The organism is Microbacterium sp. AR7-10 (genome assembly GCF_001878835.1).
Lineage (GTDB): Bacteria > Actinomycetota > Actinomycetes > Actinomycetales > Microbacteriaceae > Microbacterium > Microbacterium commune.
The window spans coordinates 21,387-48,303 of record NZ_MJIR01000032.1 but is presented as its reverse complement, the minus strand read 5'-3'; the positions used below and the strand labels follow the sequence as shown (position 1 = coordinate 48,303).

Sequence of the window (26,917 nt, the reverse complement as noted above, 5' to 3'; positions counted from 1 at the left end):
GCGGTCACCGTCTCCACGAGGGCGCTCGCCCCCACCATTGGCTCAGACGCTGATCCGTCTCCTCGAACCGCGCGAGCAGGTCTTCACGGAGGTGGCCGTCGAGCGGGTTGCGCTCGCGCGCATTGTGCCGCTCGAACTTGATGCCGGAATGCGGGGTGAGTGAAAGAAATCGAAGGATGTCAGCGAAGGTCGACTCGGGATCGGTGAAGAACTCGTGCGAATCGACGAGGTGCAGATGGTCCCGACCGACCGCGGCCTCCAGCGCCTGGATCTGCTCGATGTACCTGCCGCGCGACATATACGCATGGTGCTGCAAAGAGAAACTGACGTAGGAGGGGTCCTCGATCATTCGCTCGCGCTCGCCCGCGATGCGCTGCTGTTCGAGTTCGATGGCCGTGATGAAGTCCTGGTCCTCAAACCCCCGTGCCTTCTCGTGGCTGTGCGCCGAGTACGCTCGCGTCACGGGGTCGCGCATCAAGAGGATGAGACGCACTCCGGGAAGCGCCTCGGCGATTCGCTGAGGCGCCAGCGGGTGAAACCCGTAGAACGGGCTCGATTCGCCGGTGGTGGGTGCGGGACCGGCGAGACGCTTGAGCCGAGAGGTCAGGCGGAGAGGGAAATGCCCGCGGTACCAATTAAAAGTGTGATCGAAATGGGTATCGAAGTAGTGCACCCCCTTGAGGGCGAAAGGACGGGCGACCGACCGATGCTGAGCGAGCGTCTTGAAGAGCGAGGTCGTGCCACAGCGTTGGCCGCCGACGATGAGAAAGGAGGGCAGCATACGCAGAGGGGCTGTAGCAGATGCCGTTGAATCAATCGCCTTCAGTGCGAGCGGACGTAGGCGCATCAGCGCGTCTTTGGGCATCATCGATACTCCTTGCCGTCGCATCACTGCGACTCCCCAGTGGCCCACGACTTCCCATGCCGTGCGGTCGAATGCAGTCTAGCGGGACGACGGACTAGTCTGTGAGACGCATACCGCGACGAGCGGCGACTGCACGAGATTGCGTTTCGAATCGGACGGCGATAATGGCAGACAGGCTTCACCCCTCTCGATCATTCCCACAGGGTATGCCTGCGGTGCTGTACATCGGTGGTTTCGGCCGGTCTGGCTCCACTCTTCTCGAGCGCGTCCTCGAGGCACAGCCGACCGTGGTATCGCTCGGTGAGATGGTTCACCTGTGGACTCGAGGTCTCCGCGAGAATGAGCTGTGCGAGTGCGGCAGTCGGTTCTACGACTGCTCATTCTGGAGCGCGGTCGGCGAACGGGCATTCGGGGGCTGGTCTGCTGTCGACACCGACAAGGTGCTCGGCCTGCTCGACGCCGTTGACAGGCAGCGGCGCGTTTTCAAGACGGTCCTTCCTGTGCGCGGGCGGACTCGGCAGCAGATCCTGGAGTACACCGGCTACTACCGCGCGGTCTACGCGGCGGCGGCGTCGGTGACGGGGGCAGCCGTCGTTGTCGATTCGTCCAAGCACGCATCACTCGCGCTCGCACTCGTCAAAGATCCGCGGGTGGATCTGCGTCTGCTTCATCTCGTCCGCGACAGCGTCGCGGTCGCTTATTCCTGGTCGCGAGAAGTGTCGCGGCCGGAAACAGCTGAGGCAGGAGAGATGATGACTAGATATTCCTCCTTCTGGGCCTCGATGCTGTGGATGTCGAACAACCTCCTCATGCAATTTGCGCGTCTGAGTGACCGCCCGGTGCAACGCCTCCGCTACGAGGACTTCGTCAAGGCCCCGAACGACGTTCTGCGCAGGATGTGGGGCGCATTAGCGCTTCCCGGACATTATTCCCCGGATCTCTCGGCCCCCGGTGGAATCGATATACCTGCAGGACACTCGATCGGCGGTAATCCGATGCGCTTCCGCAAAGAGCCGTTGGTGATCAAGTCTGACGAGGTATGGCGCACTCGGATGGATCCTCGCCAACGTCGGGCGGTGAAGGTCCTCACCGCCCCTGTGCGGTACTGGTTGGGCTATTCCCGAAGTTGATCGGCTTGAGCACCCGTCTCAGCGGCCTGCATTCACACGAGCTCTTCGAGCGCAGGAAGCAGCCACCGCCCCAGGGGGCCGTTCGGCGCGCCGGCGGCCTCCTGCCGATCGGCCAGGAATGTGCACCCGCGATGCAGAAGATACGTTGCGAGGATGGCCTCGCGCTCGTGCGGATGGGAAACCCCGGTGATGATCTCGGCGAGATGTCGGCGGGCACTGCGCAAGCCGGTGGCTGCATCGCCCCGGTAGGAAGCCACGTGGAAGTGCAGAGCATCCCACCCGGCAGGACGGTTCTCCGCGAAGCGCTCCCAGTCCCAGACCGCGATCGCATCGTCGTCGCGCGCGGCCATGTTCCAGGGCGTCCAGTCGCCATGGCACGCCCCATGCCGAAGAGTCACGCGACCGAACTTGTCCTGAAGACGGGCAGCGGCGCTCATCAGGCGCTCCGCATCGCTGTCACCTCGCTTCGTCTCGAGCGAGGAAAGAGCGTTCGTCCACCACGGCGCGTCGGCGACGGAGCTGTCGTAGGACGGGAATGCCCCAACCAGAGACTCGCTGGCGCGACGCCGCCTCGTGAGCGATGGTTCGGCGGGAGGGCCGTCGTGCACAGGGCTCATGATCAGGTAGTCGAGGTCGTCCCAGGTTCCGGAGTCGATGACTTCAGGTACGACCAAACCCTGCAGGCGACGAGAGGAGAGTTCTGACAGCGAGGCGGTCTCGGCGCGTACCCGCGCGCAGGTCAGGGCGTTCACACCCAGCTTCACATAGGCCAGCGAAGTGCCTGTGCGATCCATGATGTGCATCACAGGTTTGCGGTTCGCTCGAGGCGGGCCGAGATGAACGCTGAATGCCCCGCCGCTGGGGAATCGTTGGAGCACGTGCTCCACGAACGTGCCAGGCCCCCCGAGCGTCACGCGTCTGGGCAGCGCGCTCGCAGCGCCCAACCGGAATGCACCGGACACGACTGCGGCAGAGAGACGACTGAGAGCCGACGAGGCGACCTTATATCCGCGGATGGCTCTTGCACTCGACACGGTCGGGCTCAGCGGCACGAGGAATCGCGCGGACTCAGAGGATGCCAGGGGAATCGCCGCATGCGTGCCGCGGCGCCGAGACGCTCCGCGCTCCTGCGCCGGTGCCGCGAATGCGTGATCGGCGCGGCCGAGGCCTAAGCCGACGTCGCTCATCTGCGTGCCCTCGCATACTTGGGATTCATCTCTTCGTTCCGGGATGTCCGAGTCGGCCTCTGGCTTCGCTCGCTGTGTGTCGCGGGCGCCTTGGCGGTCGTCACCTTGACTGCGCCCAAGACATCGATCCCGAGACGGTCGAAACGCTCGAGAGCCGCGTTGAGGCGCGCTCGCTTGGTGCGATCCGAGGTGAGGATGAGAAGGACGGAGTCCGAGGCGAGAAGAGCGGCATCTCCTTCCGCCGAGCCGGCGGAAGCCGCCGCAATCACGACGAAGTCGAAGTCCTCATGAAGGCTGTTCACGATTGCGCGGAAGGCGGGGCTGGCGGTCAGGTCTCGGGCGCCGGCAGTATCGAGGCCGGCCGTCAGCACGTTCACGCCTCGCGTTTCGACCAGGAACTCGCGGGCTGCAGCAGCTTCTCCCGCTGAATCAGCCAGACCCCGGTGTCGGCCGATGCCGAGCGGGTCTTGGCTGGGAGCGGAACTCATATCGGCGGCGATGAGAGCGACACTGAACTCGGCCTCCGCGAGCACGACAGCCAGATTGCTCGCGATTCCCCAGGAGGACTCGTCCTCGACGCCCGCGACGGCGAGGATGTGCGGCGCGGGTCCGTTCGCCACGACCGCGGCGCGCAGCCGGCGGTATGCCTCGTGCTCCGTCCCATCATCCGCGGTGTCTTTGACCAGGGTGCTACCCGGTGAAGGCACGGTCGAGAAAACGGCGACATCCATTTCCGCTGCGGCGTTTGTGTCCCGTACGAGGTCTCGCCGCCACTCCCGGAGAAGAGCGAATGCGATCCCCGCCAGCATTCCGAGCGCAGCCGCCGCCAGGAAGTAGACCCATTCGGGAAGCTCATTCGCGCCGGCGGGTTCGACAGCCGGCGCGATGATCGATCCAGGCGCGGTGTTGAGGGCTTCGGCTGCGCTACGCGAAGTGCTCAGCTGCGCGAGTCGGTCCGTGTAGAGCTGGACCTCCTGAGAGGCGAACGAGCCTGTCCCGGCACTTGCGGCCTCAGACGTCGCCCGTCGCAGATTCGCTTCGGCCGCATCGATCTGCGTCTGGAGTGCTTCCAGTTGTGAGTTCTGCGTGCTCGTGGCGCGTTCTTCTCGAAAGGCGAGATAACCCTCGGCGAACGCCTGCGCCGCTTCCTGCGCCTGCTTCGCGGTGCGGGAAGTGAACGAGATCTCGAGCATCTGCGTGTTGGTGGGTATCGTCACCTCAAGGCGTTCGCGCCCGTCCGGTGCAAGCCGCCCGAGCGTATCGGCCACGATGTCACGCACCGCCGAGGTGCGGACCAGCTCTGCTTCTGTGGACATGGCAACAGTGGTCTGCGTACCGCTCCCCGACGCTGCTTCGGCGGTGAGCGGGTTGCCGGGCGCAGGCGCAAGCAGCACGACAGCCGAAGAGGTGTAGGTGTAGGGAAGGTTCACCACATAGAGAGCCGCGAATCCGAGAGCAAGCGCGGTGCAGACGATGATCGACGTGATGTGGTGCCGCAGCGCAGAACGCAAAGAGGGTAGGTCGCGACCAGACCGAGATTCAGCCTCCACACATTCCCCCAGTCGTATCGCGGATAACAATACATAGTGCCCCCAGGCAGGTCAAAAACCTGGCAGCCAGCGCCGACTGTTCGGGTATGCTCAGGGCCATCAGGGGATCAAAGGGGATGATTTCCGCCTTTTTTGAAGGGATGAGTGGTCCAGTATGGGGCTGGCTACGATCGATCCGACGCGACTTGTCTTCATCGGTGGGCTGCATCGCAGCGGAACCACCGCTCTCGGCCGGATTCTCGCCGATCACCCCGCCATCTCGGGGTTCGAGGGCACGGGGGCGAAGGAAGACGAGGGGCAACACCTTCAGCAGAGTTACCTGCCGGCTGCGGCGCACGGTGGCGCCGGGCGGTTCGCTCGGCGCAGGCGAGCGCATCTGACGGAAGATCTCGGCGATCCGGCGCTGGCTCGGGAGAGCCTTTTAGAAGCGTGGACTCCACATTGGGATCTTTCGCGACCTCTGCTGGTCGAGAAGTCGCCACCGAACCTGATCATGGGCAGATACCTGCAGGCGGTGTTCCCCGGCTGCAGTCTGATCATGATTCAGCGTCATCCTGTCGTGGTCGCCCTTTCGACGAAGAAGTGGGCGAAGCGGCAGAGCCTCGAGCGACTTGTCGAGCACTGGTTCATCGCACACGACATCCTGCGAGCGGACAGCGAGCACCTCGACCGTCTGCATCTGGTCCACTACGAGCATCTGATCGACCAGCCCGACCAGACTCTCCGGACGATCGCGGAGTTCATCGGAGTCGACACCCCGCTGGCCGCGGACAGGGTTCAATCCACGCGATCAGATTCGTACCTCGATCGCTGGCGAGACATGGCGGATGGCTCACCTCTCGACCGATTGGCCTATAGGCGGATCATCGCAAGATTCGGCGAGCGTGCAGCGGCATTCGGGTATGACATCGAGCATCCGGACAAGCCGCCTGCGTTGACGAACCGCACAAGATGATCCACCGCTTCCTGCGATCTCAGGACGCCGGCTGGCCGATCGCGCTGCTCTTCGTCGGGTTGCCCATCTGGTGGGTTCTGGGTGTGTGGCAGATCATGTTCTTCGTCATGGCGATACCGATGGCGGTGCACTTGATGAAGCAACGGCTGGTGCACATGCCACGCGGCTTCGGGATGTGGATGGTCTGGCTCTGCTGGCTCGCCATCGGGGTCCTGGTGATTCAGGTGGACGCGCCCGGGGCTGTCCCGGGAACGCAGATGAGCCGTTATCTCACCTTCGGCTACCGGTTCTGCTGGTACCTGATCATCACGATCGTGGCGCTGTACGTGGCCAACACTCGGCGGCTGGTGACGTCCGAGCGTTTGGCGCGAAGCATCGCCTGGCTGTTCGTGATGATGGTCGGCGGAGGGATGCTCGGTGTGCTCGTGCCCGAGCTGAGCCTTCCGTCCGCACTGCAGATGGTGCTCCCGTCCTCCGTGGCCAGCCAGCCGTTCGTCCACGATCTCGTGCATATCCAGACCGCGCAGATTCAGAATTTCCTGGGCTACGACGAGGCGCGTCCGAGTGCTCCGTTCGCATATACCAACGAGTGGGGCCTGACGACTGCGGTCAGCTTGCCGTTCTTCGTCGCGTCATGGTCTCGGGGCAGCACCCTGAGGAAGACGGCCATGCTCGTCATCCTGGGGTTGGGACTGTTTACGATCGTGTCCTCGCTCAACCGGGGCATGTGGGCGGCGGTCGCCGCGATGGGGGCGTTCCTCGTCATCCGAGCCGCGAGCAAGGGGCACTTCAAGCTGCTCTTCTCGTCCGGAATGCTGCTGGCCGGGGTCGCCGCCGTCCTGATGTTCTCATCTCTCGGCGACCTGGTCCTTGCGCGCTTCGACAACCCCCACAGCAACGAGGGACGCACCAATCTGGGCTTGCTCTCGGTGAACAGCACGCTCGAAGGGTCGCCGCTGGTGGGCTTCGGCTCCACCCGAGACGTCGCAGGTAATTTCAAATCGATCGCGGGCGGCGCCACCGACGCATGTCCGAAATGCGAACCTCCGCCCCTGGGCACGCAGGGACAGCTGTGGCTTGTGATCTTCGGCGCTGGTCTGATCGGGCTCGCCCTGTATCTGGGCTTTATGCTTCGGCAGATCGTCCAGAACCTCAGGGCGACGAGCGCCGAGGGGACCGCAGCCTTGTGCGCGCTCATCGCCCTCCTCATCACGATGCCGGTGTACAACGCCGTAGGGGTCGGCCTCTACGTCGGGTTCATCGGCATCGGCCTACTGGCACGAGAGCATCCAGCGGAGCTTCCCGCCGTCAGCCAGGTTCTACGTCCGTTCCGGCAGCACGCCCTGACAGTGCTCGTGATCGCCATTGCTGGCGGCGCAGCGGGCCTGGGGGTGCATGTTGTCAAAGGCGCTCCGATCGAGGCCACGCAGCGCATCTTCGTGCCTGCTGCTGATCTTGTCGGTGTGCCCGGTGTCCGCACGCTTTCTCTCGATGGTGAGGCGCGGATCGCCACATCCGTGCCAGTGGTGCGAGCGGTCGCCGACGAGCTCGATCTTCCTGAGCAGCACGTTCGAAGCGCGTTGAGCATTGGTGCCGAGAGCAATTCTCGAGTCCTGATTCTGCGCTACGCCGGCGCAGACGAACGAGATGCCATCCTGGGGGTCGAAACCGCTGCGGAGGAGTACCTGAGACTGCGGACGGAACTGATCGCGCAATCCAATGAGTCGGTCGTGGCCAGGTACAGTGCACGCGAAGAGGCCCTCGATGACGTCTATCAAGACATCAGCAAGTTGACCGAGACAGCGAGAGGTGAATCGCTGTGGGGCACCGTGACGAAGATCAGACGCGAGCGAGTAGAAGTGGCAGACGTGCTGCTCGGCACCAACGATCTTCCTGCCGGTCAGGTCATCAGCGCAGCGACACCGCGGCGCACGAACTCCGAGCTGACCATCAGGGTGACAACGGGCCTGGGGCTTGGGGCGTTGGCTGGCCTGGCGCTGGTACTTGTCTACGATCGATACCTCGGTCGGATCGGCCTGAGGCCGGTATCCCGGTTGGGTATCGATATTCCCGTCGTCGCCAGTGTCTCTGCTGCTGACGTTCCACGCACGTTGGAAGCGGTGCGCGCGTACCTTCCGGTGGCCGGGGTCCTCGCTGATCCACTCAGCCCTCGCGCTCGCCGTATGGCGGGCGCACTTAACGCTCATCTGCGTGCGGGCGACCACAGAGGAGCGCGCGTTCTGCTGGTCATCGATCGTCGGTCCCGCACGGGAACGCTGCGTCGCGCTTATGAACGCCACCTCGCCAGTGGTGTGTACCCGGTCGGGCTGATCATGTGCACCGACAGTCGCAGCAGAGAGCCGAACGCAGACACTCGATCGCGGAGCAAGGCGTCATAGAGGAGAGAGCCATGAATAAGTACCCCTCGGTCAGCGTGGTGATTCCGGCTCACCAGAGACCCGTCGAGCTTCGGCGTGCGATCGACGCGGTGAGAGCCCAGCAGTATGAGGGCAGCATCAACACGATTGTCGTGTTCGATCGGGCTGAGCCAGACGAGACTCTTCGCAGAGACGGGGAACGCCCCGTCGAGATTCTTCGCAACGAGCGCACTCCCGGTCTCGCCGGTGCGCGCAATACGGGAATCCTCGCCAGCGGCGGGGAGCTTGTTGCCTTTTGCGATGACGATGACGTATGGATGCCGGACAAGCTCGCTGCGCAGGTGAAAGCACTGGCCCGATTTCCCGACGCGCCGATGGCCACTACTGCGATTCAAGTGGACTACGGAGATCGGTCGACAGTGCGGCTCGCCGGCACGGAGACGGTCACCCACGAGATGCTGCTCGGGTCGCGCATGTCGATGCTTCACTCCTCCAACTTCTTGTTCCGGCGGGCCGCGCTGATGGGCGAGCTCGGCTTGATCGACGAGGAGATCCCGGGCAGTCAAAACGAAGACTGGGACATCCTGCTGCGAAGCTCTGCGCTGCATCCCATCGTTCACACCGACCAACCGCTGGTGCGAGTTCTGTGGGGCAAGACCTCGTACTTCTCGCGCCGGTGGGACACGAAGATCGCGAGCTCGATATGGATGCTCGAGAATCACCCGGACGTCGCGGCGCATCGCGTCGGCGCGTCGAGGCTTCAGGGGCAGATCGCGTTCGGTTACGCGAGCGAGGGAAAGCGCGATAAGGCCTGGAGCTGGGCTCGTCGTGCCCTGCGCACCAACCCCGGCCAATGGCGTGCGTGGGTTGCCATTCCTGTGGCGATCGTGCCGCGCTCAGGTGATCTTGTGTTGAATGTGCTCCATCGCTGGGGACGCGGAATCTGAGGGGAGGGCGCAGGGTATTGCTAACGAGGCATCCGCTCGGGCACACTTAACGCGTTCTCCTCTACGACTGGGGTAAGAGGAAGCAACGAAGCTGGGGAGCTTGCAATGGAATATGGGGAGTCCGTTGTGTCCGCGAGGCCGATGAGGCGTCGCGGCATCATGGCGATCATCGTGACGGCGGCGTTCATAGTCGCGGAACTCGTAGCGCTGCCGGGATGGCATCAAGCGCAGGCGATGGAGCCTTCGTCGGTGGTCGCGGTGACCGATCGTCCAGCGATCGTGACGGCACCCGCCTCACACGATCGTGTGGTGAGCGCCGTGCCGGTGAGCTGGACTCCACAGATCCTCGACGGTCGCGTCCTCGACACCACGCAGGTGGGAAACAGCGTCGTGGTCGCCGGGCAGTTCACGCAGGTGGCTCCCAGCAGCGGCTCACCCGTGCTGAACCGCACCAACGTGGTCGCTTTCAGCGCGGTGAACGGTGCCATCAACACTGCATTCGCTCCGAACGTGAGCAACGGACAAGTCCGCGCGGTGGAGCCCGGGCCGACCGACGACACCGTGTATCTCGCAGGATCCTTCCAAGGCGTCAACGGTGTGACGAAGAAGATCGTGCTCATGAACCTCACAACGGGTGCGATCGTCGGCAGCTTCAACGCGCCGGCCATCAACGGGGCGGTGAACGACCTGCAACGCGTAGGCTCCAGGCTCTACGTAGGCGGGGTCTTCACCGTCGTCGGCGGTCAGCCGTTCAACGGCTTGGTCTCGCTGAATGCCCTCACGGGCGCTCGCGAGAGCTTCCTCTCCGTCGCTCTCACTGAGAATCAGAACTACACCGGACAGCCCGGCCAGGCACAGGCGCCCGTCGGCGCCAAAGCTCTCGCCGTGGCGCCGCAGGGCGACCAGATGGCCGTCATCGGCAACTTTCGCAAGGCTGACGGTCTGGACCGACGTCAGATGGTTCTCATCGATCTGACGGGTGCCACAGCAGCGGTGCGAGCGGATTGGAGGACAGACCGCTTCGCACCGGCTTGTTTCTCGAACGCGTTCGACACATATGTGCGGAGCGTCGCTTCGTCTCCAGACGGCAGCTACTTCATGGTTGCTGCCACGGGTGGACCGAACCCCGGTACGCTCTGCGACACGGTGACACGGTGGAACGTCGCCAACTCGGGTCAGACGGTTCAGCCCGATTGGCTCGATGACACAGGTGGTGACACGCTGCTGAGCGTCGCCTCCAGCGGAGCGGCCGTGTACACGGGCGGTCACCAGCGGTGGATGAACAACGCGGGTGGGCGGGATTATCCCGCTCCGGGCGCGGTGCCGCGGCCGGGAATCGGCGCAGTCCGGGTGGACAACGGCGTTCCGCTGGACTGGAACCCTGGACGAAGCCCGCGGGGAGTGGGCGCAGAGAGCGTCTTCGTGAGCGCGACCGGCCTGTGGGTGGGTAGCGACACCGAGCAGATCGGGCACTGGAAGTATCGTCGGCCGCGCATCGCGTTCTTCCCCGTCTCCACCGGGACACCGGTAGGAGCCGGCGATACCGGAGCGCTGCCGAGCAACGTGTACAAGGTTCCGAATGCTCCTTCGGCCGATGCCGGCAGCGTGCTCTACCGGATCAACGCGGGTGGCCCGACTCTTCCCGCCATCGATGGCGGTCCGGATTGGGCTGCTGATGACGGCGCGAGCAGCGCGTTCCGCAACCAGGGAAGCAACGCCGCGGGGTGGGATCCGGTCGCCTCGGTGGACAGCGCCGTTCCTGGGTCGACGCCTTCTCAGGTGTTCGACAGTGAGCGCTGGGATCCGAGCGACGCAAACGAGATGGCGTGGTCCTTCCCGGTGCCGAGCGGGCAGGAAGTCGTGGTTCGGCTCTACCTGTCGAACCGCTGCAGCTGCACGAGCGCGGTCGGACAGCGTGTGTTCGATGTTGACATCGAGGGCTCAAAAGCACTCGAGAACTATGACATCGTCGCGGATGTCGGCGACCAGGCTGGCACGATGAAGTCGTTCACCGTCACGTCAGACGGAGCCATCGACCTCACGTGGTTGCACAAGATCGAGAACCCGTTGGTGAACGGCATTGAGATCCTCACCAGCATTCCTGCAGGCGAGCCGACGCCGGAGAGCAGTGGTCTTTCGAGGGTCTGGTTCACAGGCGAAGCTGTCGACGAGCCTGTTGCGGCCGCTCCGGCCGGGGACATCGACTGGTCGAGCGTCAGAGGCGCCGTGACGATCGACGGAGTGCTCTACTACGGAACCTCCGATAGGGAGCTCATGCGTCGCACCTTCGATGGGGAGACCTACGGGCCAGCGACAGCCGTCGACCCCTACAACGATCCGTACTGGAGCGATATTAACACCGGTTCAGGACAGACCTTCAGAGGCACCAAGCCGTCGTTCTACAACGACATCCCCAGTCTCGCGGGCCTCGCCTACGACTCGGGGCGTCTGTATTACACGAAAACTGGATCGAACAAGCTGTGGTCCCGCGGTTTTGCTCCCGACAGTGGCGTGATCACACAGGAAGTTCGCGATGTCGGGGCACTCGCTGTCGGCGGTCTGGGAGGAATCTTCTTCGACGAAGACGCGCAGCACCTCTACTTCGTCACCACCGCCGACGGAAACCTGTCGGTGGTCCCATGGGTCGCCGGCGCAGCCAGCGGCGCGGCGGCGGCGGTCAGTGGTCCCGCGATCGACGGTGTGGACTGGAGGGGACGCGCGCTGTTTCTCGCAGACGGGCCGCAGCCCACGGCGAACAAGCCGCCGGTCGCTGTGCTCGACGCAGATTGCGAGCGCCTGGAGTGCGCGTTCTCGGCCGCCGGCTCCAGCGACGAGGACGGCTCGATCGTCTCGTACCTCTGGGACTTCGGCGATGGAGAGACCCAGACGGGAACGTCTGCCTCGTACACATACGCCGAATCGGGAAGCTACACGGTCAAGCTCACGGTCACGGATAACCGTGGCGCGAAGACGACGGAATCAACCGAGCTTGTGATCGTCGAGAACGAAGCGCCTGTGGCGGTCATCACCGATCCCGTCGTGTGCGATCGGCTGAGCTGCCAGTTCGACGGATCGGGTTCATCGGACGCGGACGACTCGGTCGCGTCCTACGAATGGGACTTCGGCGACGGCACGACGCCCAGCACAGAGGCCTCCCCGACACACACCTTCGGTGAAGCCGGTACGTATTCGGTGAGGCTCACGGTCACCGACGAGTTCGGCGCCACAGCCACCGCCAGCGTCGAGGTCGCGGCGTTGGCGAATCAGCCTCCGGTCGCCGTCATCGGCGAACCCAGCTGCGATGCGCTGTCATGTGAGTTCTCGGGTGCTGATTCCTCAGATCCCGACAGCGGAGACGCGGTGACCGCGTATTCATGGGACTTCGGTGACGGTTCGGCTGCGGCGTCGGGGGTGACGGCTTCGCACACATTCGCTGCTGCCGGAACGTACACGGTGACACTGACCGTGACCGACGAATCTGGCGCGACGGGATCGACGACGCACGAGCTCGAAGTGGTCGTGTCATCGGGGCCGGTGACGACGGCGGCGCAGTTTGTGGGCAAGTCGGCGGTGATGCGTCAGCAGACGGCGTCGGCTGCGGTGTCTGTGCCGGATGGTGTGCAGGCCGGGGATCTTCTGGTGTTGTTCGTGACTGTCAACGATGCGACGGAGGGCACTGGTCCTGCGGGTGCAGGGGAGTGGACTCTGAAGAAGCGGGTGGTGTCGGGGCCGCTGGCGGTGTCGACGTTCACGAAGGTGGCTGATGGTTCGGAGGTGGGTCAGTCGGTGACGATGACGTGGCCGAGTTCGACGTTCCGTACGGACTTGACGATGGTGGCCTATCGCGGTGTCGGTGAGGGCGGCGTTGAGGTTCTGGAGTCGGCGACGGCGGCCAATGTCTCCTCGCACCGCACTCCGGCTGTGACTGTGCAAGGGGAGAAGAGAGTCGCGTTGTCGTTCTGGGCGGATCGTTCGTCGAGTACGACGGGATGGACGGCCCCCGCTGGCATAGAGGTGGTTTCGACCCAGGCTGGGACCGGTGGTGGGCGGGTGAGCAGTTTGTTGACCGCTGAGACCGTGGATGGCGGCACCTATGGTCCGTTGGTGGCCACGACCGATGCCACCAGCGCACGCGACGTCACCATGACCCTCCTACTCGCACCCACAGCCGGATGACGACATGAAGCGACAGGTGGATTCCCGGATATGGATCGCTGCGGTGCTGTCGGTCATGCTCGGCCTGACGGGGTGCACTGCGGACTTCGGAGCGGGCGCCGGAAACGGCACGCCTTCACCGGCGGCATCGACAGCGAGCGTGCCTGACCCTGACGATGTGCCCCCCGATACGACGGACTACTCCAAGGACGCAGGCAATGAGCCGCAGGCCTACGAGTACGAAGAAGAGCCGCCCCCGGCGGAATCCGTGGTGCATACGCTCTGCAACCTCAACCAGGTGTATTTCGACGGGCTCCGCACGGTGAACTCGGGCACCCCGATCGTCGACGACAAGCTGCGGAGGAGCGTGGTGGGGCTTACAGATCTCCTCGATTACTGGGACACGCTCCGCACGCAGTTCCCGGATGCCGCGGACGACATCGACGCAGGTATAGCTATCGCGCAGAAGTGGGATGAAGCATTGCTGAGTCGAGAAAACGGAGACGATGCGGCCGCCGACAAGGCGATGGCGTCGGCCGAGAAGCTGGTCGCGGAGTTGCCGAAGGAAGCCGCAGCGGACTGCGTGCAGTGAGGTGGGACACTAACCCGCCGCGGAAAGGTGGAAGTGAGATGACCGGCAGGCTGGGTATCGCAACCTGGGCGATCTACGGCGTGGTGGCCGTGCTGTTGATTGTCATCGTCAGTGGGGCGCTCTCGACGATGTTCCCTTCTGTCGCATCGACGCGAATCGCATACAACAGCGAGGGATATCTCTTCGCACTCGTGCTGGGGCTGTGGCTCCAGGTCGCGCTGCCCCGGGTCCCTGAGCGCAGGAGGTTCGCGCTCTCGGCGGCACATGGCGGGCTCTGGGCGATCATCGGTATAGCGCTCTTGCTCAGCGATCTGCCCTCCCGCATCCGCACTCTGAACGAAGCGGCGCTCGGCTTGGCGATCGTGCTTCCGTACGTTGCGCTGCGTCGCCCGCTGCCGCGCTGGGTGCCGTGGTCGTCGTCACTTCTTCTGGTGGCGCTGACGGTGTGGGCGATCGTCTGGGCGCCGAGCTCCTGGGTGATCGACCAAGCCGAGACGTTCGGCTTCATCGTGCTTGCGGTGCTCACGTTTGACGTCTTCGACCGCCGGCTGATCGACGACACCGCGACGTCTTCTGCAGGTGTGCGCTGGGCTTGGTACGGCTTCATGATCTTGGAGCCGATTGTCGTGTCAGCCATCGGGACGGACGCCCGATCCGGTTCCGGGTCCGGTGCCGTGACGTTGCTGTATCTGGGCAGGATTCATGAGTCGTTCGTCGGTGTGCTCCTGGTGGTGGCACTGATGTATCTGAGCCGGGTAAGTCAGGCTCGGGCACGCACCGCAGACGGGCAGACGCGGCCCACGCCGCTTCTCGGCGGAGGGCGAACAGCGTAAGCCACACGTCATGCCAGAGCGACGTTCGCCTCAGGGCCGGCCGAACTGCGCGGCCCAGGCGTTCAGTCAGGCCCAGGTGGGCGGCTTAAGGGACGGTAGACGCCGTCGCGACGCACCACGCGAACGGAGCACGCGCAGCTCCTCGAGAACTCGGCGCGTCGATGCTGCGACCTGCTCCTGCGGGTTCTCGTCGGTGGACCGGGTATGCGGCGCAGCAGCATCGAGCGCTTGGTCGAGAAGGTCGACGTGCAGCACGACTTCGCCCAGCCCGCGCTCGGACGCCCACCGGGCGAACCGCAACTGGTGATCGTCCACGTGCTCCCCATGTGCAGGGTCGCGGGGAATTATAAGCGGCGCGAGTCCCGCCGCTCTCGCGGCCGCTATGGTCCCGGGCCCGCCGTGAGTCACGACGGCATCCATGCTGATCAGGGTCCTGTGCAGCTCATCGGGTGCGAGCATCTCCACCCCCCGTGCGGTCCTCGGCGCAGCAGTCGCCCCGTGCTGCACCAGGACGTCCTCTTCCGGGTGAGCGGTCGCGCGCTGGTCAGCCCAGTCGCACAGGCGTGCGAACGGATGCACGTCCGTGCCCAGCAGGATCAGGATTCGCTGGCGTTCGTGCCGCACGTCGCCGTTCACAGCAGTGGTCCGATCGCGATCGTGTCTCGGTACAGGGCGCGCTGTTCATCCCATTGCACGAGCATCAGGTCGGCGAATGGACTGCACAGCCGCGCCGTGAGGGTCGGGCTGTCCACTCGGTCATAGACCTCGATGTACACGGTGCGTGCACCGAACAGACGGCTCAGGACGAAGTACGGGAAGGCGACCGCGGCACCCGTGCTGATGATCACATCAGGTCGCCGCTCACGCAGCAGCCGCCAGGCGAGCCCGGCGTTGCGCAGAAGGTTCCGAACGCTGCGCGTGGTGGGGTGATAGGCCCACACGACATCCTTCTCGTCTCGGAGCGCGCCGAGAGCGTCGCCTGTTCGAAACGTCACCCAGGTGCGGTGCTCTGGGCTGAACAGCTGGGTCAAGGGCATCATCTGGGCGAGATGGCCCCCCGATGATCCCACGAAGAACACTCGCCCGGAGAGGACCTCATCGACGGGCGCAGGCTGCTCTTGCGGATGCTGCTGCAGGGGCGGTCGTTCCGCGCTCACGGGCCCTCGTCGGAACATCAGTATGCCCCGCTCGGGCGCACCATGACCTTGGCGGTGCGCCACATGATCTGCAGGTCGCTGATCACCGACCAGTTCTCGACGTAGCGTAGGTCGAGGCGCACGCTCTCATCCCATGAGAGGTCGCTGCGGCCCGACACCTGCCAGAGGCCGGTGATCCCGGGCTTGATGTACAGCCGGCGGAACACCTCGCCGTCGTACCCGGTGACTTCGCTGGGCAGTGGCGGACGCGGTCCGACAACGCTCATGTCGCCGATGAGGACGTTCCAGAACTGCGGGAGCTCGTCGAGCGACAGCTTGCGCAGCACGCGGCCGACGCGCGTGACGCGCGGGTCGTCCTTCATCTTGAACAGCAGGCCTGAGCCCTCGTTCTGCTCGCGCAGGGCCGCGAGCTGCTGCTCGGCGTCGGTGTGCATCGAACGGAACTTGACCATCTTGAAGAGTCGCCCGTCGCGGCCTACGCGCTCCTGATGGAAGAAGACCGGGCCCGGTGAGTCGAGTTTGATCATCAACGCGAGCACCGGGTAGGCGAGCGCGATCGGGATGAGCGCGCAGGATGCGACGGCGATGTCGAGAGCGCGCTTGAGAATGTGCTGTCCGCCGGAGTAGGTGGGGATCTGCACGCGGATGAGGGGCATGCCGTCGAGTGCTTCGAACGACAGTCGCGGACCGGCGACGTCTGCCAGCCGGCTGGAGAGCACGAGCTCGGCAGCGGTGCCCTCGAGCTGCCAGCTCAGCCGCTTGACGAACTCGGCGTCGCCACGCGGACGACTTGCGACCACGACGGTGTCTGCGCCGAGATTCCGGGCAGTGGTTCCCAGGTTCGTGAGATCGCCGAACACGGGATACGCACCGTCGCCGACGACCAGCTCCCGCTCGTCGCCGTCGAGAAGGGTGACGCCGACCACTCGCAGACCGGCCGAGTTCGACCGACCGAGGTTCGTGATGACGTACTCCACGTCATCACGGTGACCGATCACCAGCGTGCGCGACGAGAAGACTCCCTGTGCACGCTGCGCGACGAGCCAACGTCGCCACGACCACCGACTCAGCACCAGCATCCCCAGCCCTGAGGGGAGGGCGACGAGCAGGAGCAGCTGCATTCCATGCAGGCTCATGAGCGCGTCACCTACGGCCAGAGCGCCGAATGCCGAGCCGGTGGCGCGCGCAACGCCGCGGTATTCCGCCACACTGGGCCGGAACAGAGCAGCGTCGCGCGTATGGGTGCCGCCGAGCATCGCCAGCCACAGAGCGCTCAACAGAGACGCGTGAACCATGGATTCGAGCAGGCCAGCACCCAGCTGGATCTGGATGCTTACAGTCAGCCCTACAGCGAGGGCGATCATGCCGGCATCCGTGGCGTGAAGGAGCGTCCGATAGCGCCGTTCCCAGCGGCGCCTCTGCTCCAGAGCCGTCGTCGCGCGCGGTGCCACGACGAAGTCGGGCACCGCGCGCAGGGCTCGTGGCGCGACGACGGGACGATCGATCCCGCTGCCGCTCAGACCGAGGACCTCCTCGACGGAGGTCATTCCCGGACTCCACGAGCCGCTGCTGTACGCAAACCCCAGTGCGTCATTTCCCCAGACTTTCCCCAGTTGCTGCCGTCGAGACGGCAGGCATGTTCTGCACCGTCCCCCGGTGCAGATCCGTGTACCCCAGTGCACGGAGCGGATGCTGCTCCCCAGCAGCATCCACGTTCGATGGTCGTTCAGTCAGACCCGGCCGGCGCGCGGCGGGGCGCGAGACTCCCGACGGTTCACAGGGTCACCGCCATGGCGTTCTGCGTCAGCGCGTCGAGCGCGCGTCGCAGCGTCGAGCTGGAACGCACGATCTCGGCTCGCTCCGCGGTCGGGACGACGGGTTCGATGCCCTTGACCGCGCGCAGCATCTCATCGCTCACCACGCCCGCGATGAGCACGTCGCAGTGCTCGCGAGCATGCCGAAGGATGTTCAGATGACCTACGTGAAAAAGGTCGAAGGCTCCGGCTGCATAGCCGATACGCGTCCCCATGATCTCCCCAGATCAGATCCCACACCAGTGCGGATCCCCATCCGCACACGGCTCCCCATCGGCCGTGTTAGGACTCTACTAGGGGTTACGCGGGTAGGGCAAGCAGCTTTCCCATGCGTCTTTCAGGAAAACGGGGTGCAGCATCCCTCGGACACTGCCGCGCGACGTGGTCGGTACGCTTGGCTGGGTGACGGACGCCGGCGCGCACGGGGGGAGCGGAACATGAGTGGCATCCTCGTGCACGAGTGGTTGGCGCGTACCGGCGGCTCGGAGAACGTCTTCGAAGCGCTCAGCGCGGTGTTCCCCGACGCCGAGCGCTTCGCGCTCTGGAATGACAGTGCGGGGCGCTTCATCGGTGTGCGTGAGACGTGGCTCGCCCGCACTCCACTGCGGCGCAGCAAGGCGCTGGCTCTCCCTCTCATGCCGTTCGCCTGGCGCCGGCTGCCGGCGGCGCAGGCCGACTGGATCCTCGCCAGCAGCCATCTGTTCGCGCATCACGCGCGCTTCGGCGGTCAAGCGGCCGAGGCTCCGAAACTCGTCTACGCACACACGCCCGCGCGCTACATCTGGGAGCCGGGGCTCGATGGTCGAGGCGACTCCCTGCCGGCGCGAGCCGTCTCGTCAGCGCTCAAGCCGCTCGATCGCCGTCGGGCTCAGGAGCCGGTCGCGATCGCGGCGAACAGCGCGTTCGTGGCGCAGCGCATCCGCACCGCCTGGCAGCGCGACGCGGAGATCATCCACCCGCCGGTCGCCGTGGAGCAGTTCGCTCGGGAGCCGGAGCTGTCGGAGACAGAGCGCCTTGTTCTCGACGACCTGCCGGACGGCTTCCTCTTCGCGGTGTCCCGCTGGGTTGCGTACAAGCGCCTCGACGCGGCCATCGCCGCAGGTCGGGCGTCGGGGAGACCGGTGGTGCTCGCCGGCGAGGGTCCCGACGAGGCCCGGTTGCGCGCGTTGGCGCAATCCAGCGGGGTGCACGTGCGCTTCGTGCACCACCCTTCGTTCTCCCTGCTCAAGGCGCTCTACCGAAGAGCCGCTGCGCTCGTGTTCGCGCCGATCGAGGACTTCGGGATCGTGCCGGTCGAGTCGATGGCTTCCGGAACACCGGTGCTGGCGAACGCCGTCGGCGGTGCAGCGGAGTCGGTGATCGACGGTGTCACCGGGGCGCTCGTGCACGAATGGGACTCGCCTCGCGAGCTCGCCTCCGCGGTCGACCGCGCCCTGTCGACGGAGTCCGCGGCGTGCGTGGCACGTGCCGCGGACTTCCGAACCGACGTCTTCCAGGAGCGGATCGGCGCCTTCGTCCGCTCCCACGTGTGACCGGCGCTCAGCCTCCGCAGCCGGCGGCCTCGAGCTCCACCGGGGTGCTGCGCACCATCGGGGTGTGGCGCATCTCGAGCGGCCCGTACTCACCGGACGCGCCTTCGAACGTCGCCGCCACCGTGTGCTTCTGCCCGGGTGTGTTCTCGATCCTGACCAGCGCGGCCGGCCGCCCCAGATGCGACTTCAGAGTCGCCTTCGCCGGCTGACCGTCGACGGTGACGCTGACGGTCTTCGCCCCGACCGGGCCGTAGAGCACCAGGTTCGTCGCCACGTCACCCTTCGCGAAGAAGCGTGCCGGAGCCACGTAGCGAGCGAGACCCGCGGCCTGATCGGGCGTCAGTGTGTTGGTGAGCGTCGCGGTGACGCCGAACACGGGTGCGTCGGGAGCCGTGCACTGGGTCGATGTCGCGGCGAGGTCGAGCTGCATGTAGTAGTCGAGCTTGCCCTCGGTGATGTCGTTGACGTACGCGCCGACCATGGTCGAGGTCGCGTTCGTGCTGGGCAGCTTGCCCGACAGACGGGATTCGCCCACGAGCTTCGCCTCGGATTCGGTAGCGGGCTGATACATCAGGCGGCCCTCGTCGGTGGCTCGGGTGAGGGCGGTCAGCAGCGCCTTCGGTTCGGCGCTGCCCGAGGTGAGGCCGTTGAAGACAGCCTTCGCGGACGTGGCGAAGACCGCGTCCTGTCGCTCGGGAACGGGGTACTCCGAGTAGATCTTGCTGAGCAGGAACGACACGGCGTTCTTGTGGGTGAGGGTCAGAGGCTTCTTCAGCACCTGACCCGTGTACCCGCCGCTCTCGACGGTCTCGTTCGGCACGGCGACGGGACCGGTGGCTTCGAGCAGGTAGCCGAGTGCGACCGGGTCGAACGACACGACCGCGTCGATCGGCGTACCGAACTCCTCCGCCCACCAGGCGCGCATGATCCCGGCGGTCTCCGTGAAATCAGGGGAGAGGGTGGAGTCCTGCATGTAGCGACCGATCTTGTCGCCGTACAGCGCGGCGGTCTCCGGGTTCAGCTCGGTGACCGGACTCCGGCGTCCGTTGTCGAAGTCGCCGCTCGACGCCTGCTGGTCGATGCTGATGCGCCCCTGGTCGACGTTGATCATCACCAGCGCGGCAGGGTTTCCGCCGGTGCCCCGCGACTCCGCGTTGTTCTGGATCAGCACCAGGTAGTTGCGCGAGTTCTCGGCGCCGAGCGCTGCGGGCAGCACGCCGAGGATCTCGGCGGCGGGCTTCAGCATCGGCTCGAGCTCGTCGACCGAGCCGGTGAGCTTCTCGAGCGCTCCTGAGACCTGCGGGATGAGTTCGTCTTGCTGGATCGTGTCGAGCTGAGCTGCGGCCTTGGTCACGGCAGCGGATGCCTGAGACACGATGTCGCTCATGCCGGCGATGCCGGACAGGTCGATCGCCCCGTCGACGGGCTTCAGTGCCGCGAGCGACAGATCCGTGGCGGGGGAGAGGGCGTCGCGCACGAGGTCGTCGGTGACGGATGCTGCGGTGCGGACGGCGTAGAGGTTGGGGCCGGCCACGGGCACCCACTCCAGGCTCTTCCAGATGTCGTCGTCGGTCTGCTTCTTCGCATCCGCGGTCAGGGCGGAGATCTCGGCGACGGTCTCCTTCGCTGCGGCGTTCTCGCCGGCGGCCACGGCGTCAGCAGCCTGCGCGGCGAGAGGCACCGCCCGCTCGAGCGAGGTCTTCGCGGCCATGGCCCGGTCGTACACGTGCTTGCCCGCGAGAGCGCTGATCACGACAGCGGCGATCAGGATCAGCAGGATGCTGATCGGGATCCAGAAGCGGAAGCTGCTCAGCAGAGGGCGCTTCGGGGGGCGTCCGTCGTCGGAGTCCTCAGCAGCGGGATCCGCGATCTCGCGGGTGAGGTTGTCGAACTCCTCGCTCTGCTCACGCTGCTGCTGGGCGCGACGTTCGGCACGTGTGTTCATCCCTCCATCGTAGGATGACGCCGACGCCGCAAAATCTGAGCAAGGTGCGAGACCAATGACTGACGAGTTGACCCGGATGCTCGACGCTGCTCGTCCCGCACCGCCTCCCCGCCCGACGACCGGTGGTCTTCGCGCCGGGGTCGCCGTCGTGCTGCTGCTGATCTGCCTCGTCATCGTGCTGTGGGTGACCCTGTCTCCGACGCCGATCAACATGGGCCGCGAAGACGACATCCGCAGGCTGCTCACGATGCTTCATGACAACGGTGTGCCGGAGTGGTTCGGCTACTCGAAGCTCGAGTTCACCGCCAACATCGCGATGTTCATCCCGCTCGGGCTGCTGGTGGGGCTCGCGCTGCCGTGGCGCGGGGTGTGGCTCGGTCTGCTCATCGCTCCGATGATCTCCGCCGCCGTCGAGGTCGCGCAGGCTGTTCTGCTCGCTCAGCGCACGGCGTCGGTGCTGGATGTGCTGGCCAACAGCCTGGGCGGATGGATCGGCGTGCTCATGGCCGTCATCCTCCGAGTGCTCGTGCACTCGCGCGACCGCAAGGTGCTCGCGCAGAGTCAGTGGGACCAGCGGTGGGGGCGTCGTTGATCGAGGCGCCTGCTCTGGTCAGTGCGCGGTGCGACCGGGAGCCACCACGGCCTTGACCGTGCGGAACAGGATCTGAAGATCCTGTGTGAACGACCAGTTCTCGACGTAGTACAGGTCGAGGCGGATGGAGTCCTCCGGTGACAGCTGGGAACGGCCGCTGACCTGCCACAGTCCGCTCATTCCCGGCTTGACCATCAGGCGACGTTCGACCACGTCGTCGTACAGGGCGACCTCGGCGGGTCGCTGCGGGCGAGGGCCGACGAGGCTCATCTTGCCCGAGAGCACGTTGAGCAGCTGCGGGAGCTCGTCGATCGAGTGCCTGCGCATGATGCGGCCCACCCGGGTGATGCGCGGATCGTTGGCGATCTTGAAGAACGGCTGGTCGGGGGCGCCCTGCAGATCGAGCAGGCTGGCGAGCTGGTCGTCGGCGCCCTCCACCATCGAGCGGAACTTGAGCATCGCGAACGTGTTGCCGCGACGCCCGACCCGTGCCTGCGTGTAGAGCACCGGTCCCGGGCCTTCGATGCGGATCGCGACGGCCGCGGCGAGCATGATCGGCGACGTCACGATCAGCAGCAGAATCGAACCGACGATGTCGAACGACCGCTTCGCGAATCGCCGATAGCCTTCCAGCCGCGGGAAGTCGACGTGCACGAGCGGAAGTCCGGCCACCGGCTTCGCGTGGATGCGCGGCCCGGCCACATCGGTCAGCGCAGGTGCGACCACCCAGCTCACGTCGCGCTCCGCCATCGCCCAGCCGAGGCGTCGCATCGCGGTGGGATTGATCTCGTCGGCCCCGGTGAGGATGAGGGTGTCGGCGCCGATCGCGTCGATCGCCTCTTTGGCCTCGTGCAGCGGGGCGAGCACGGGAACATCGCCGATCATGTCCGAGACGCCGTGCGGCGTGACCGCGCCGACGATCAGGTAGCCGGTGCCGTGGGTGCTGCGGATCTGCTTGACCACGTGTGCGATCTTCTCGCGATCCCCGAGCACCACAGCGCGGTAGACATACTGTCCTGTCGCCTGCCGCTTGCGCAGCCACTGGCGGCACGCCCATCGCCCCACGAGCAGCCCGGTCAGCCCTACCGGCAGCGCGAACAGGAAGAACGTGCGGGCAACCTCGATCCGCAGGAAGAACGCGACGATCACGATGGCGGCGAATACGAAGAAGGTGGAGTCCACGACGCGGCGGTACTCGAACACGCCATGGCCGATGATGTGGCGGTCCCTGGTGTCGAAGGCGGCCAGCGCCAGCATCCAGAGAATGCCGATGACGACGAGCGGGACGACGTACGGGAGGTCGTTGGGCCCCGTGTCCGAGAGCAGGCTCGCCTCGAGGCCGGGCAGCACCGTGGTTCCGAAGACGAGCAGGGTCGCGATGAGGATCGCGGTGTCGGTGTAGAACAGCCGTCGCGCGTAGAGACGCACCCAGGAGGGGACCCGTCGCCGTTGGACGGCGGCGCCTGCTGCGGCGTCCAGAGGGCGAGCCGTCTGAGCCGCGCCAGGTCTGGCGGGCGCGTACGACGGACGTCCGAAGAACGCGGTCGTCCCCTTGTTCGACTCAGTCGTCACGTCTCTGCTCTGCCACTCTCGTACAGATCGACCCGCTGCCCCTCAGCAGTTCGGATGCACTTGTCAGGATACTACCCAGCGCGCGCGGCCCACCAGGAGGTCCGCGGCGGCGGGAACGGCCGTCAGTCCCGCCCGAAGATGTCGCGGGTGTAGACCTTCTCGGGGACGTCGTAGAGGGCATCCGTCGCCCGGTTGGCGATGATCACGTCGGCGCGGTTCTTGAACTCGTCGAGATCACGCACCACCTCCGAGCGGAAGAACTCGTCCTCCTCGAACGTCGGCTCGTAGATGATCACGTTCACGCCCTTCGCCTTGAGGCGCTTCATGATGCCCTGGATCGACGACTGGCGGAAGTTGTCCGAACCGGATTTCATCACCAGGCGGAAGATGCCGACGGTCTCGGGCTCGCGGGCGAGGATGTCGGAGGCGACGAAGTCCTTGCGGGTGCTGTTGGCGTCGACGATCGCGGCGATGAGGTTCTGCGGCACCTCGGAGTAGTTGGCCAGCAGCTGCTTGGTGTCCTTCGGCAGGCAGTAGCCGCCGTACCCGAAGGAGGGATTGTTGTAGTGTGAGCCGATGCGAGGGTCGAGGCCGACGCCCTCGATGATCTGCCGGCTGTTGAGGCCGTGCACGGCCGCGTAGGTGTCGAGCTCGTTGAAGTACGCCACCCGCAGCGCGAGGTAGGTGTTCGCGAAGAGCTTGATCGCCTCGGCCTCGGTGGGATCGGTGAGCAGAACGGGAACATCGCTGTCCATCGCGCCTTCGACGAGCAGGTCGGCGAATCGCTGCCCCGCGGGTCCGCGGTCTCCGACGACGATGCGGGAGGGGTGCAGGTTGTCGTACAGGGCCCGCCCCTCGCGCAGGAACTCGGGGGAGAAGATGATGGTCGCATCCGGATGCCGTGCGGCGAGGCCCGCGGTGAAGCCGACGGGCACCGTCGACTTGATGACGATCGCCGCCGCGGGGTTGACGTCGAGCACGACATCGACCACCGACTCGACCGAGGAGGTGTCGAAGAAGTTCGCCTCCTCGTCATAGTTGGTCGGCGTCGCGACGACGACGTAGTCCGCGTCGCGATACGCGGCCGCTCCGTCGAGGGTCGCGGTGAGGTTGAGCTCGCGGGTGCTCAGGTAGTCCTGCAGCTCCTCGTCGACGATCGGCGAGACCCGCTGGTTGAGCAGGTCGACTTTGTGGGGGTCGATGTCGACGGCGACCACGTCATGGTGCTGGGCGAGGACGACGGCGTTCGACAGGCCCACATAGCCCGTTCCGGCGATAGCGATCTTCATGGTTCTCAGAATATCCGGCGAGACCCGCGCAACTTACCCGGGTAACCCGCGCGGATAGACTTGGGCGTCATGGCCGTGCCTCCGCTCATCTCGATCATCGTCCCGGTCTTCGACGACGAGCGCACCCTCGGCGCAGCCCTGCTGAGCGCACGTCGACAGACGATCGAGAACGTCGAGATCATCTGCGTCGACGACGCGTCGACCGACGAGTCAGCCGCGGTCGTCGGCCAGCATCGCGCTCAGGACGATCGTGTGCGGCTCATCTCTCACCCCACGAATCTGTCGGCGTTTCAGGCTCGCCGCACGGGCGTTCTCGCTGCGCGAGCAGAGCGGGTGATGTTTCTCGACGGAGACGACGAGCTGGCGCCGGATGCCGCAGAGAAGGCGCTGGCAGCAGCCGACGCGAGCGGTGCAGACCTCGTCGGCTTCGGCGTCACGGTGATCGAGAAGGACGGCCGCACCGGCGGGTCATACGAGCGCAGACTGCAGCCGACGCACCGGCGGCTCGACGGCGTGGACGTGCTTCGCGGTCTGTTCCCCGTCGGCCGGCCGGCGCAGGGGCAGCTGTGGCGCATGCTGTTCCGCACCAGCATCCTGCGCGAGGCGCATGAGCTGCTGCCCGACGACGCCGTGTTCCCCAGGGTGAACGACCTGCCGCTGATGTTCCTCGCCGCGGCGCTGGCGTCGTCTTACGCATCCACCGCCGACCGGCTCTACCGGTACCACTTCGGCCGCGGCGGCAGCGGACACGACGTCGACAGCATCGAACGCGCCCGCTTCTACACGTCGGCGATCGATCCGATCACCGCCATCTCGCCCGCGGTCGAGAAGATCGCGACCCAGCATCCCGACCCGCAGCTTATTCGAGAGACGTACGAGTCGGCGCGACTGTCGATGATCGGCTACGTGTGCTCTCAGCTCATCGACCGCAGCGTCGGGTCGACCCTCGATGCGGCACTCGAGCACCTGCACACGGTGGCATCCGCTCACGACATCGTGCACGCCGCTGCGCGCTTCTATCCGAGGACGCTCGGCACGCTGAAGATGCACACGCACCTGCAGCGCGATAGCGGGCGACCTGTACGCAGCGTGCTGCTGGTGACGTCGACCCTGCGCACGGGCGGGGTCTCGGCGGTGATCGCCTCGCAGGCGCACTATCTGCGGGCGGCCGGATACCGGGTGACCGTGGTCGCGCGCAGCGCGGGCAGCGACCCGTCGGCGGTCCCCGACGGTGTCGAGTTCGTCGAGCTGACCGGGCGCGATCTCGTCGACCGACTCGAGCGATGGGCGCAGATCGTCCGCACGCACGAGGTCGACGTGGTGATCGACCATCAGATCCTGTACACGGACTCGTGGCCGGAGTTCGCGCTGATGGCCGGTGCCGAGGGGGCGGCGACGATCGGCTGGATGCACAACTTCGTCGGTCGCCCGATCTACGACGGCAACGACCGGCTGTCGCTGATCGAACGATGCAGCGCGGTGCTCGACCGGCTGGTGGTGCTGTCGCCGCTGGACGTCGCCTACTTCCGGCTTCGCGGGGTGCAGAAGGTGTCATGGCTGCCGAACCCGCCGTCGCCCCTGCTGCGGGAATCCGCGTCGCACCGGGTACAGAAACAGCCGTCGACGGGCCGGATCGAGCTTCTCTGGTGGGGGCGGCTCGAACAGCACACGAAACAGGTCTACGAACTCATCGAGGTGGGCGCCCAGCTGCGTTCGCTGGGTGCCGACTTCCGGCTGCGGGTGATCGGACCCGACTGGGACGACGTGAGCGCTGCGAAGTTCAACGCGCGCTCGCGTCGTCGTGGGCTGGGTGACCGGGTGATCGCGGTGGGGCCGCGGCGGGGGGAGGGCCTTCGCGAGGCGATCGACGGGGCGCACGTGTTCGTGTCGACGAGCATCATCGAGGGCTATCAGCTGACCATCGCCGAGGCACAGGCGCGGGGTCTTCCCGTCGCGATGTACGACCTGCCGTGGCTCACGCTGGTGCAGGACAATGACGGCATCGTCTCGGCCCCGCAGGGAGACGCGCGCGGACTGGCTGAGCGGATCATCGACCTCGTCGGCGATCCCGATCGGTACGCGCGGGCCGCGAAGGCGTCTCAGGACGCCGCCGAGCGGGCCGTCGCTCACGACTTCAGGCGGCTGTACGACGCTGCGGTGTCGGGCAGGATCCCGGCGGAGTTCTCGCCTGAGCCGACGCAGGACGACGCGCGGCAGCTGCTCGGGCTGCTGGTGTTCTTCGCCGAGCGGTCTCGTGGCTCACAGCGGCCGCCCGCGGATGCCTCGCTGGCGAAGCGGGTGTGGACGGGTTCCGCGCCACTGGGACGCGCGGCACTGAGGGTCGCGCCGGGGCTTCGTCCGCTGGCGCACCGCGCGAAGGGGTGGCTCGGTCTGCGCTAGGTGTACTGACCCGGATCGTTGTTG

General features: G+C 65.8%; 19 protein-coding genes and 1 pseudogene. 10 read left to right on the top strand and 10 right to left on the bottom strand.

The features are described 5' to 3' along the window. Window positions 1–4: 4 nt before the first annotated feature. A complete protein-coding gene (locus BFN01_RS02365; protein WP_083428595.1) occupies window positions 5–868 on the bottom strand; it encodes a sulfotransferase in 864 nt (287 codons plus the stop codon). A 203-nt stretch (window positions 869–1,071) separates the two neighbouring features. Here BFN01_RS02365 and BFN01_RS02360 point away from each other — a divergent pair, with 203 nt between their 5' ends. Next, complete coding sequence (locus BFN01_RS02360; RefSeq protein WP_071641141.1) at window positions 1,072–1,995, top strand: sulfotransferase; 924 nt, start codon at window positions 1,072–1,074, stop codon at window positions 1,993–1,995. A gap of 32 nt (window positions 1,996–2,027) precedes the next feature. Here the strand turns inward: BFN01_RS02360 and BFN01_RS02355 are convergent, their stop codons facing one another. Both BFN01_RS02355 and BFN01_RS02350 read right to left on the bottom strand, forming a co-directional pair. Next, a complete protein-coding gene (locus BFN01_RS02355) occupies window positions 2,028–3,182 on the bottom strand; it encodes a phosphotransferase (protein WP_143187134.1) in 1,155 nt (384 codons plus the stop codon). Then, window positions 3,179–4,693: a Wzz/FepE/Etk N-terminal domain-containing protein gene (locus BFN01_RS02350; RefSeq protein ID WP_071641138.1), complete on the bottom strand. Its 1,515-nt coding sequence runs from the start codon at window positions 4,691–4,693 to the stop codon at window positions 3,179–3,181. The genes BFN01_RS02355 and BFN01_RS02350 overlap by 4 nt, the downstream gene beginning before the upstream one ends. Before the next feature lie 193 nt (window positions 4,694–4,886). On the opposite strand from BFN01_RS02350, the gene BFN01_RS02345 reads away from it, so the two are divergent. From BFN01_RS02345 to BFN01_RS02320, 6 genes are all read left to right on the top strand, one after another. Further along, window positions 4,887–5,687, top strand: a complete 801-nt coding sequence (locus BFN01_RS02345) for a sulfotransferase (protein WP_071641136.1) — start codon at window positions 4,887–4,889, stop codon at window positions 5,685–5,687. Continuing rightward, window positions 5,684–8,086 (top strand): O-antigen ligase, encoded by a 2,403-nt coding sequence (locus BFN01_RS02340; protein ID WP_071641134.1) that lies wholly within the window; start codon window positions 5,684–5,686, stop codon window positions 8,084–8,086. The genes BFN01_RS02345 and BFN01_RS02340 overlap by 4 nt, the downstream gene beginning before the upstream one ends. Before the next feature lie 11 nt (window positions 8,087–8,097). Next, the gene (locus BFN01_RS02335) at window positions 8,098–9,012 is read left to right on the top strand and encodes a glycosyltransferase family 2 protein (protein ID WP_071641132.1); all 915 of its coding nucleotides are present in this window, start codon (window positions 8,098–8,100) and stop codon (window positions 9,010–9,012) included. 159 nt (window positions 9,013–9,171) lie between these two features. Further along, window positions 9,172–13,188, top strand: coding sequence for a PKD domain-containing protein (locus BFN01_RS15715; RefSeq protein WP_177243787.1), 4,017 nt, complete (start codon window positions 9,172–9,174; stop codon window positions 13,186–13,188). A 4-nt stretch (window positions 13,189–13,192) separates the two neighbouring features. Further along, window positions 13,193–13,759 carry a hypothetical protein gene (locus BFN01_RS02325; RefSeq protein WP_071641127.1) on the top strand — a complete coding sequence of 189 codons (567 nt, stop codon included), beginning with the start codon at window positions 13,193–13,195 and terminating at the stop codon, window positions 13,757–13,759. A 38-nt stretch (window positions 13,760–13,797) separates the two neighbouring features. Beyond that, window positions 13,798–14,592: a hypothetical protein gene (locus BFN01_RS02320; RefSeq protein WP_071641125.1), complete on the top strand. Its 795-nt coding sequence runs from the start codon at window positions 13,798–13,800 to the stop codon at window positions 14,590–14,592. A gap of 66 nt (window positions 14,593–14,658) precedes the next feature. Here BFN01_RS02320 and BFN01_RS02315 read toward each other — a convergent pair whose 3' ends face one another. The 4 genes and pseudogenes from BFN01_RS02315 to BFN01_RS02300 all read right to left on the bottom strand — a co-directional run. Next, complete coding sequence (locus tag BFN01_RS02315; protein ID WP_071641123.1) at window positions 14,659–15,228, bottom strand: glycosyltransferase; 570 nt, start codon at window positions 15,226–15,228, stop codon at window positions 14,659–14,661. Further along, window positions 15,225–15,749 carry a UDP-N-acetylglucosamine transferase subunit ALG14 gene (locus BFN01_RS02310; RefSeq protein ID WP_256221002.1) on the bottom strand — a complete coding sequence of 175 codons (525 nt, stop codon included), beginning with the start codon at window positions 15,747–15,749 and terminating at the stop codon, window positions 15,225–15,227. The genes BFN01_RS02315 and BFN01_RS02310 overlap by 4 nt, the downstream gene beginning before the upstream one ends. 17 nt (window positions 15,750–15,766) lie before the next feature. Further along, window positions 15,767–17,296, bottom strand: a complete 1,530-nt coding sequence (locus tag BFN01_RS02305) for a sugar transferase (RefSeq protein WP_071641121.1) — start codon at window positions 17,294–17,296, stop codon at window positions 15,767–15,769. A 290-nt stretch (window positions 17,297–17,586) separates the two neighbouring features. Further along, window positions 17,587–17,778, bottom strand: a pseudogene (locus BFN01_RS02300) (adenylyltransferase/cytidyltransferase family protein); the annotation flags it as partial. A 222-nt stretch (window positions 17,779–18,000) separates the two neighbouring features. On the opposite strand from BFN01_RS02300, the gene BFN01_RS02295 reads away from it, so the two are divergent. Next, on the top strand, window positions 18,001–19,095 hold the full coding sequence (locus BFN01_RS02295) for a glycosyltransferase (protein WP_071641117.1): 1,095 nt from the start codon (window positions 18,001–18,003) through the stop codon (window positions 19,093–19,095). Between the two features lie 7 nt (window positions 19,096–19,102). Here the strand turns inward: BFN01_RS02295 and BFN01_RS02290 are convergent, their stop codons facing one another. Further along, on the bottom strand, window positions 19,103–21,040 hold the full coding sequence (locus BFN01_RS02290; RefSeq protein WP_071641115.1) for a DUF4012 domain-containing protein: 1,938 nt from the start codon (window positions 21,038–21,040) through the stop codon (window positions 19,103–19,105). A 55-nt stretch (window positions 21,041–21,095) separates the two neighbouring features. On the opposite strand from BFN01_RS02290, the gene BFN01_RS02285 reads away from it, so the two are divergent. Beyond that, on the top strand, window positions 21,096–21,632 hold the full coding sequence (locus BFN01_RS02285; RefSeq protein ID WP_083428589.1) for a VanZ family protein: 537 nt from the start codon (window positions 21,096–21,098) through the stop codon (window positions 21,630–21,632). Window positions 21,633–21,650: 18 nt separating this feature from the next. Here BFN01_RS02285 and BFN01_RS02280 read toward each other — a convergent pair whose 3' ends face one another. Together BFN01_RS02280 and BFN01_RS02275 are read right to left on the bottom strand one after the other, a co-directional pair. Beyond that, window positions 21,651–23,204: a sugar transferase gene (locus BFN01_RS02280; protein WP_083428588.1), complete on the bottom strand. Its 1,554-nt coding sequence runs from the start codon at window positions 23,202–23,204 to the stop codon at window positions 21,651–21,653. A gap of 122 nt (window positions 23,205–23,326) precedes the next feature. Then, window positions 23,327–24,493, bottom strand: coding sequence for a nucleotide sugar dehydrogenase (locus BFN01_RS02275; protein ID WP_071641111.1), 1,167 nt, complete (start codon window positions 24,491–24,493; stop codon window positions 23,327–23,329). A 69-nt stretch (window positions 24,494–24,562) separates the two neighbouring features. On the opposite strand from BFN01_RS02275, the gene BFN01_RS02270 reads away from it, so the two are divergent. Further along, window positions 24,563–26,893 (top strand): glycosyltransferase, encoded by a 2,331-nt coding sequence (locus BFN01_RS02270; RefSeq protein WP_071641109.1) that lies wholly within the window; start codon window positions 24,563–24,565, stop codon window positions 26,891–26,893. Window positions 26,894–26,917 lie beyond the last annotated feature (24 nt).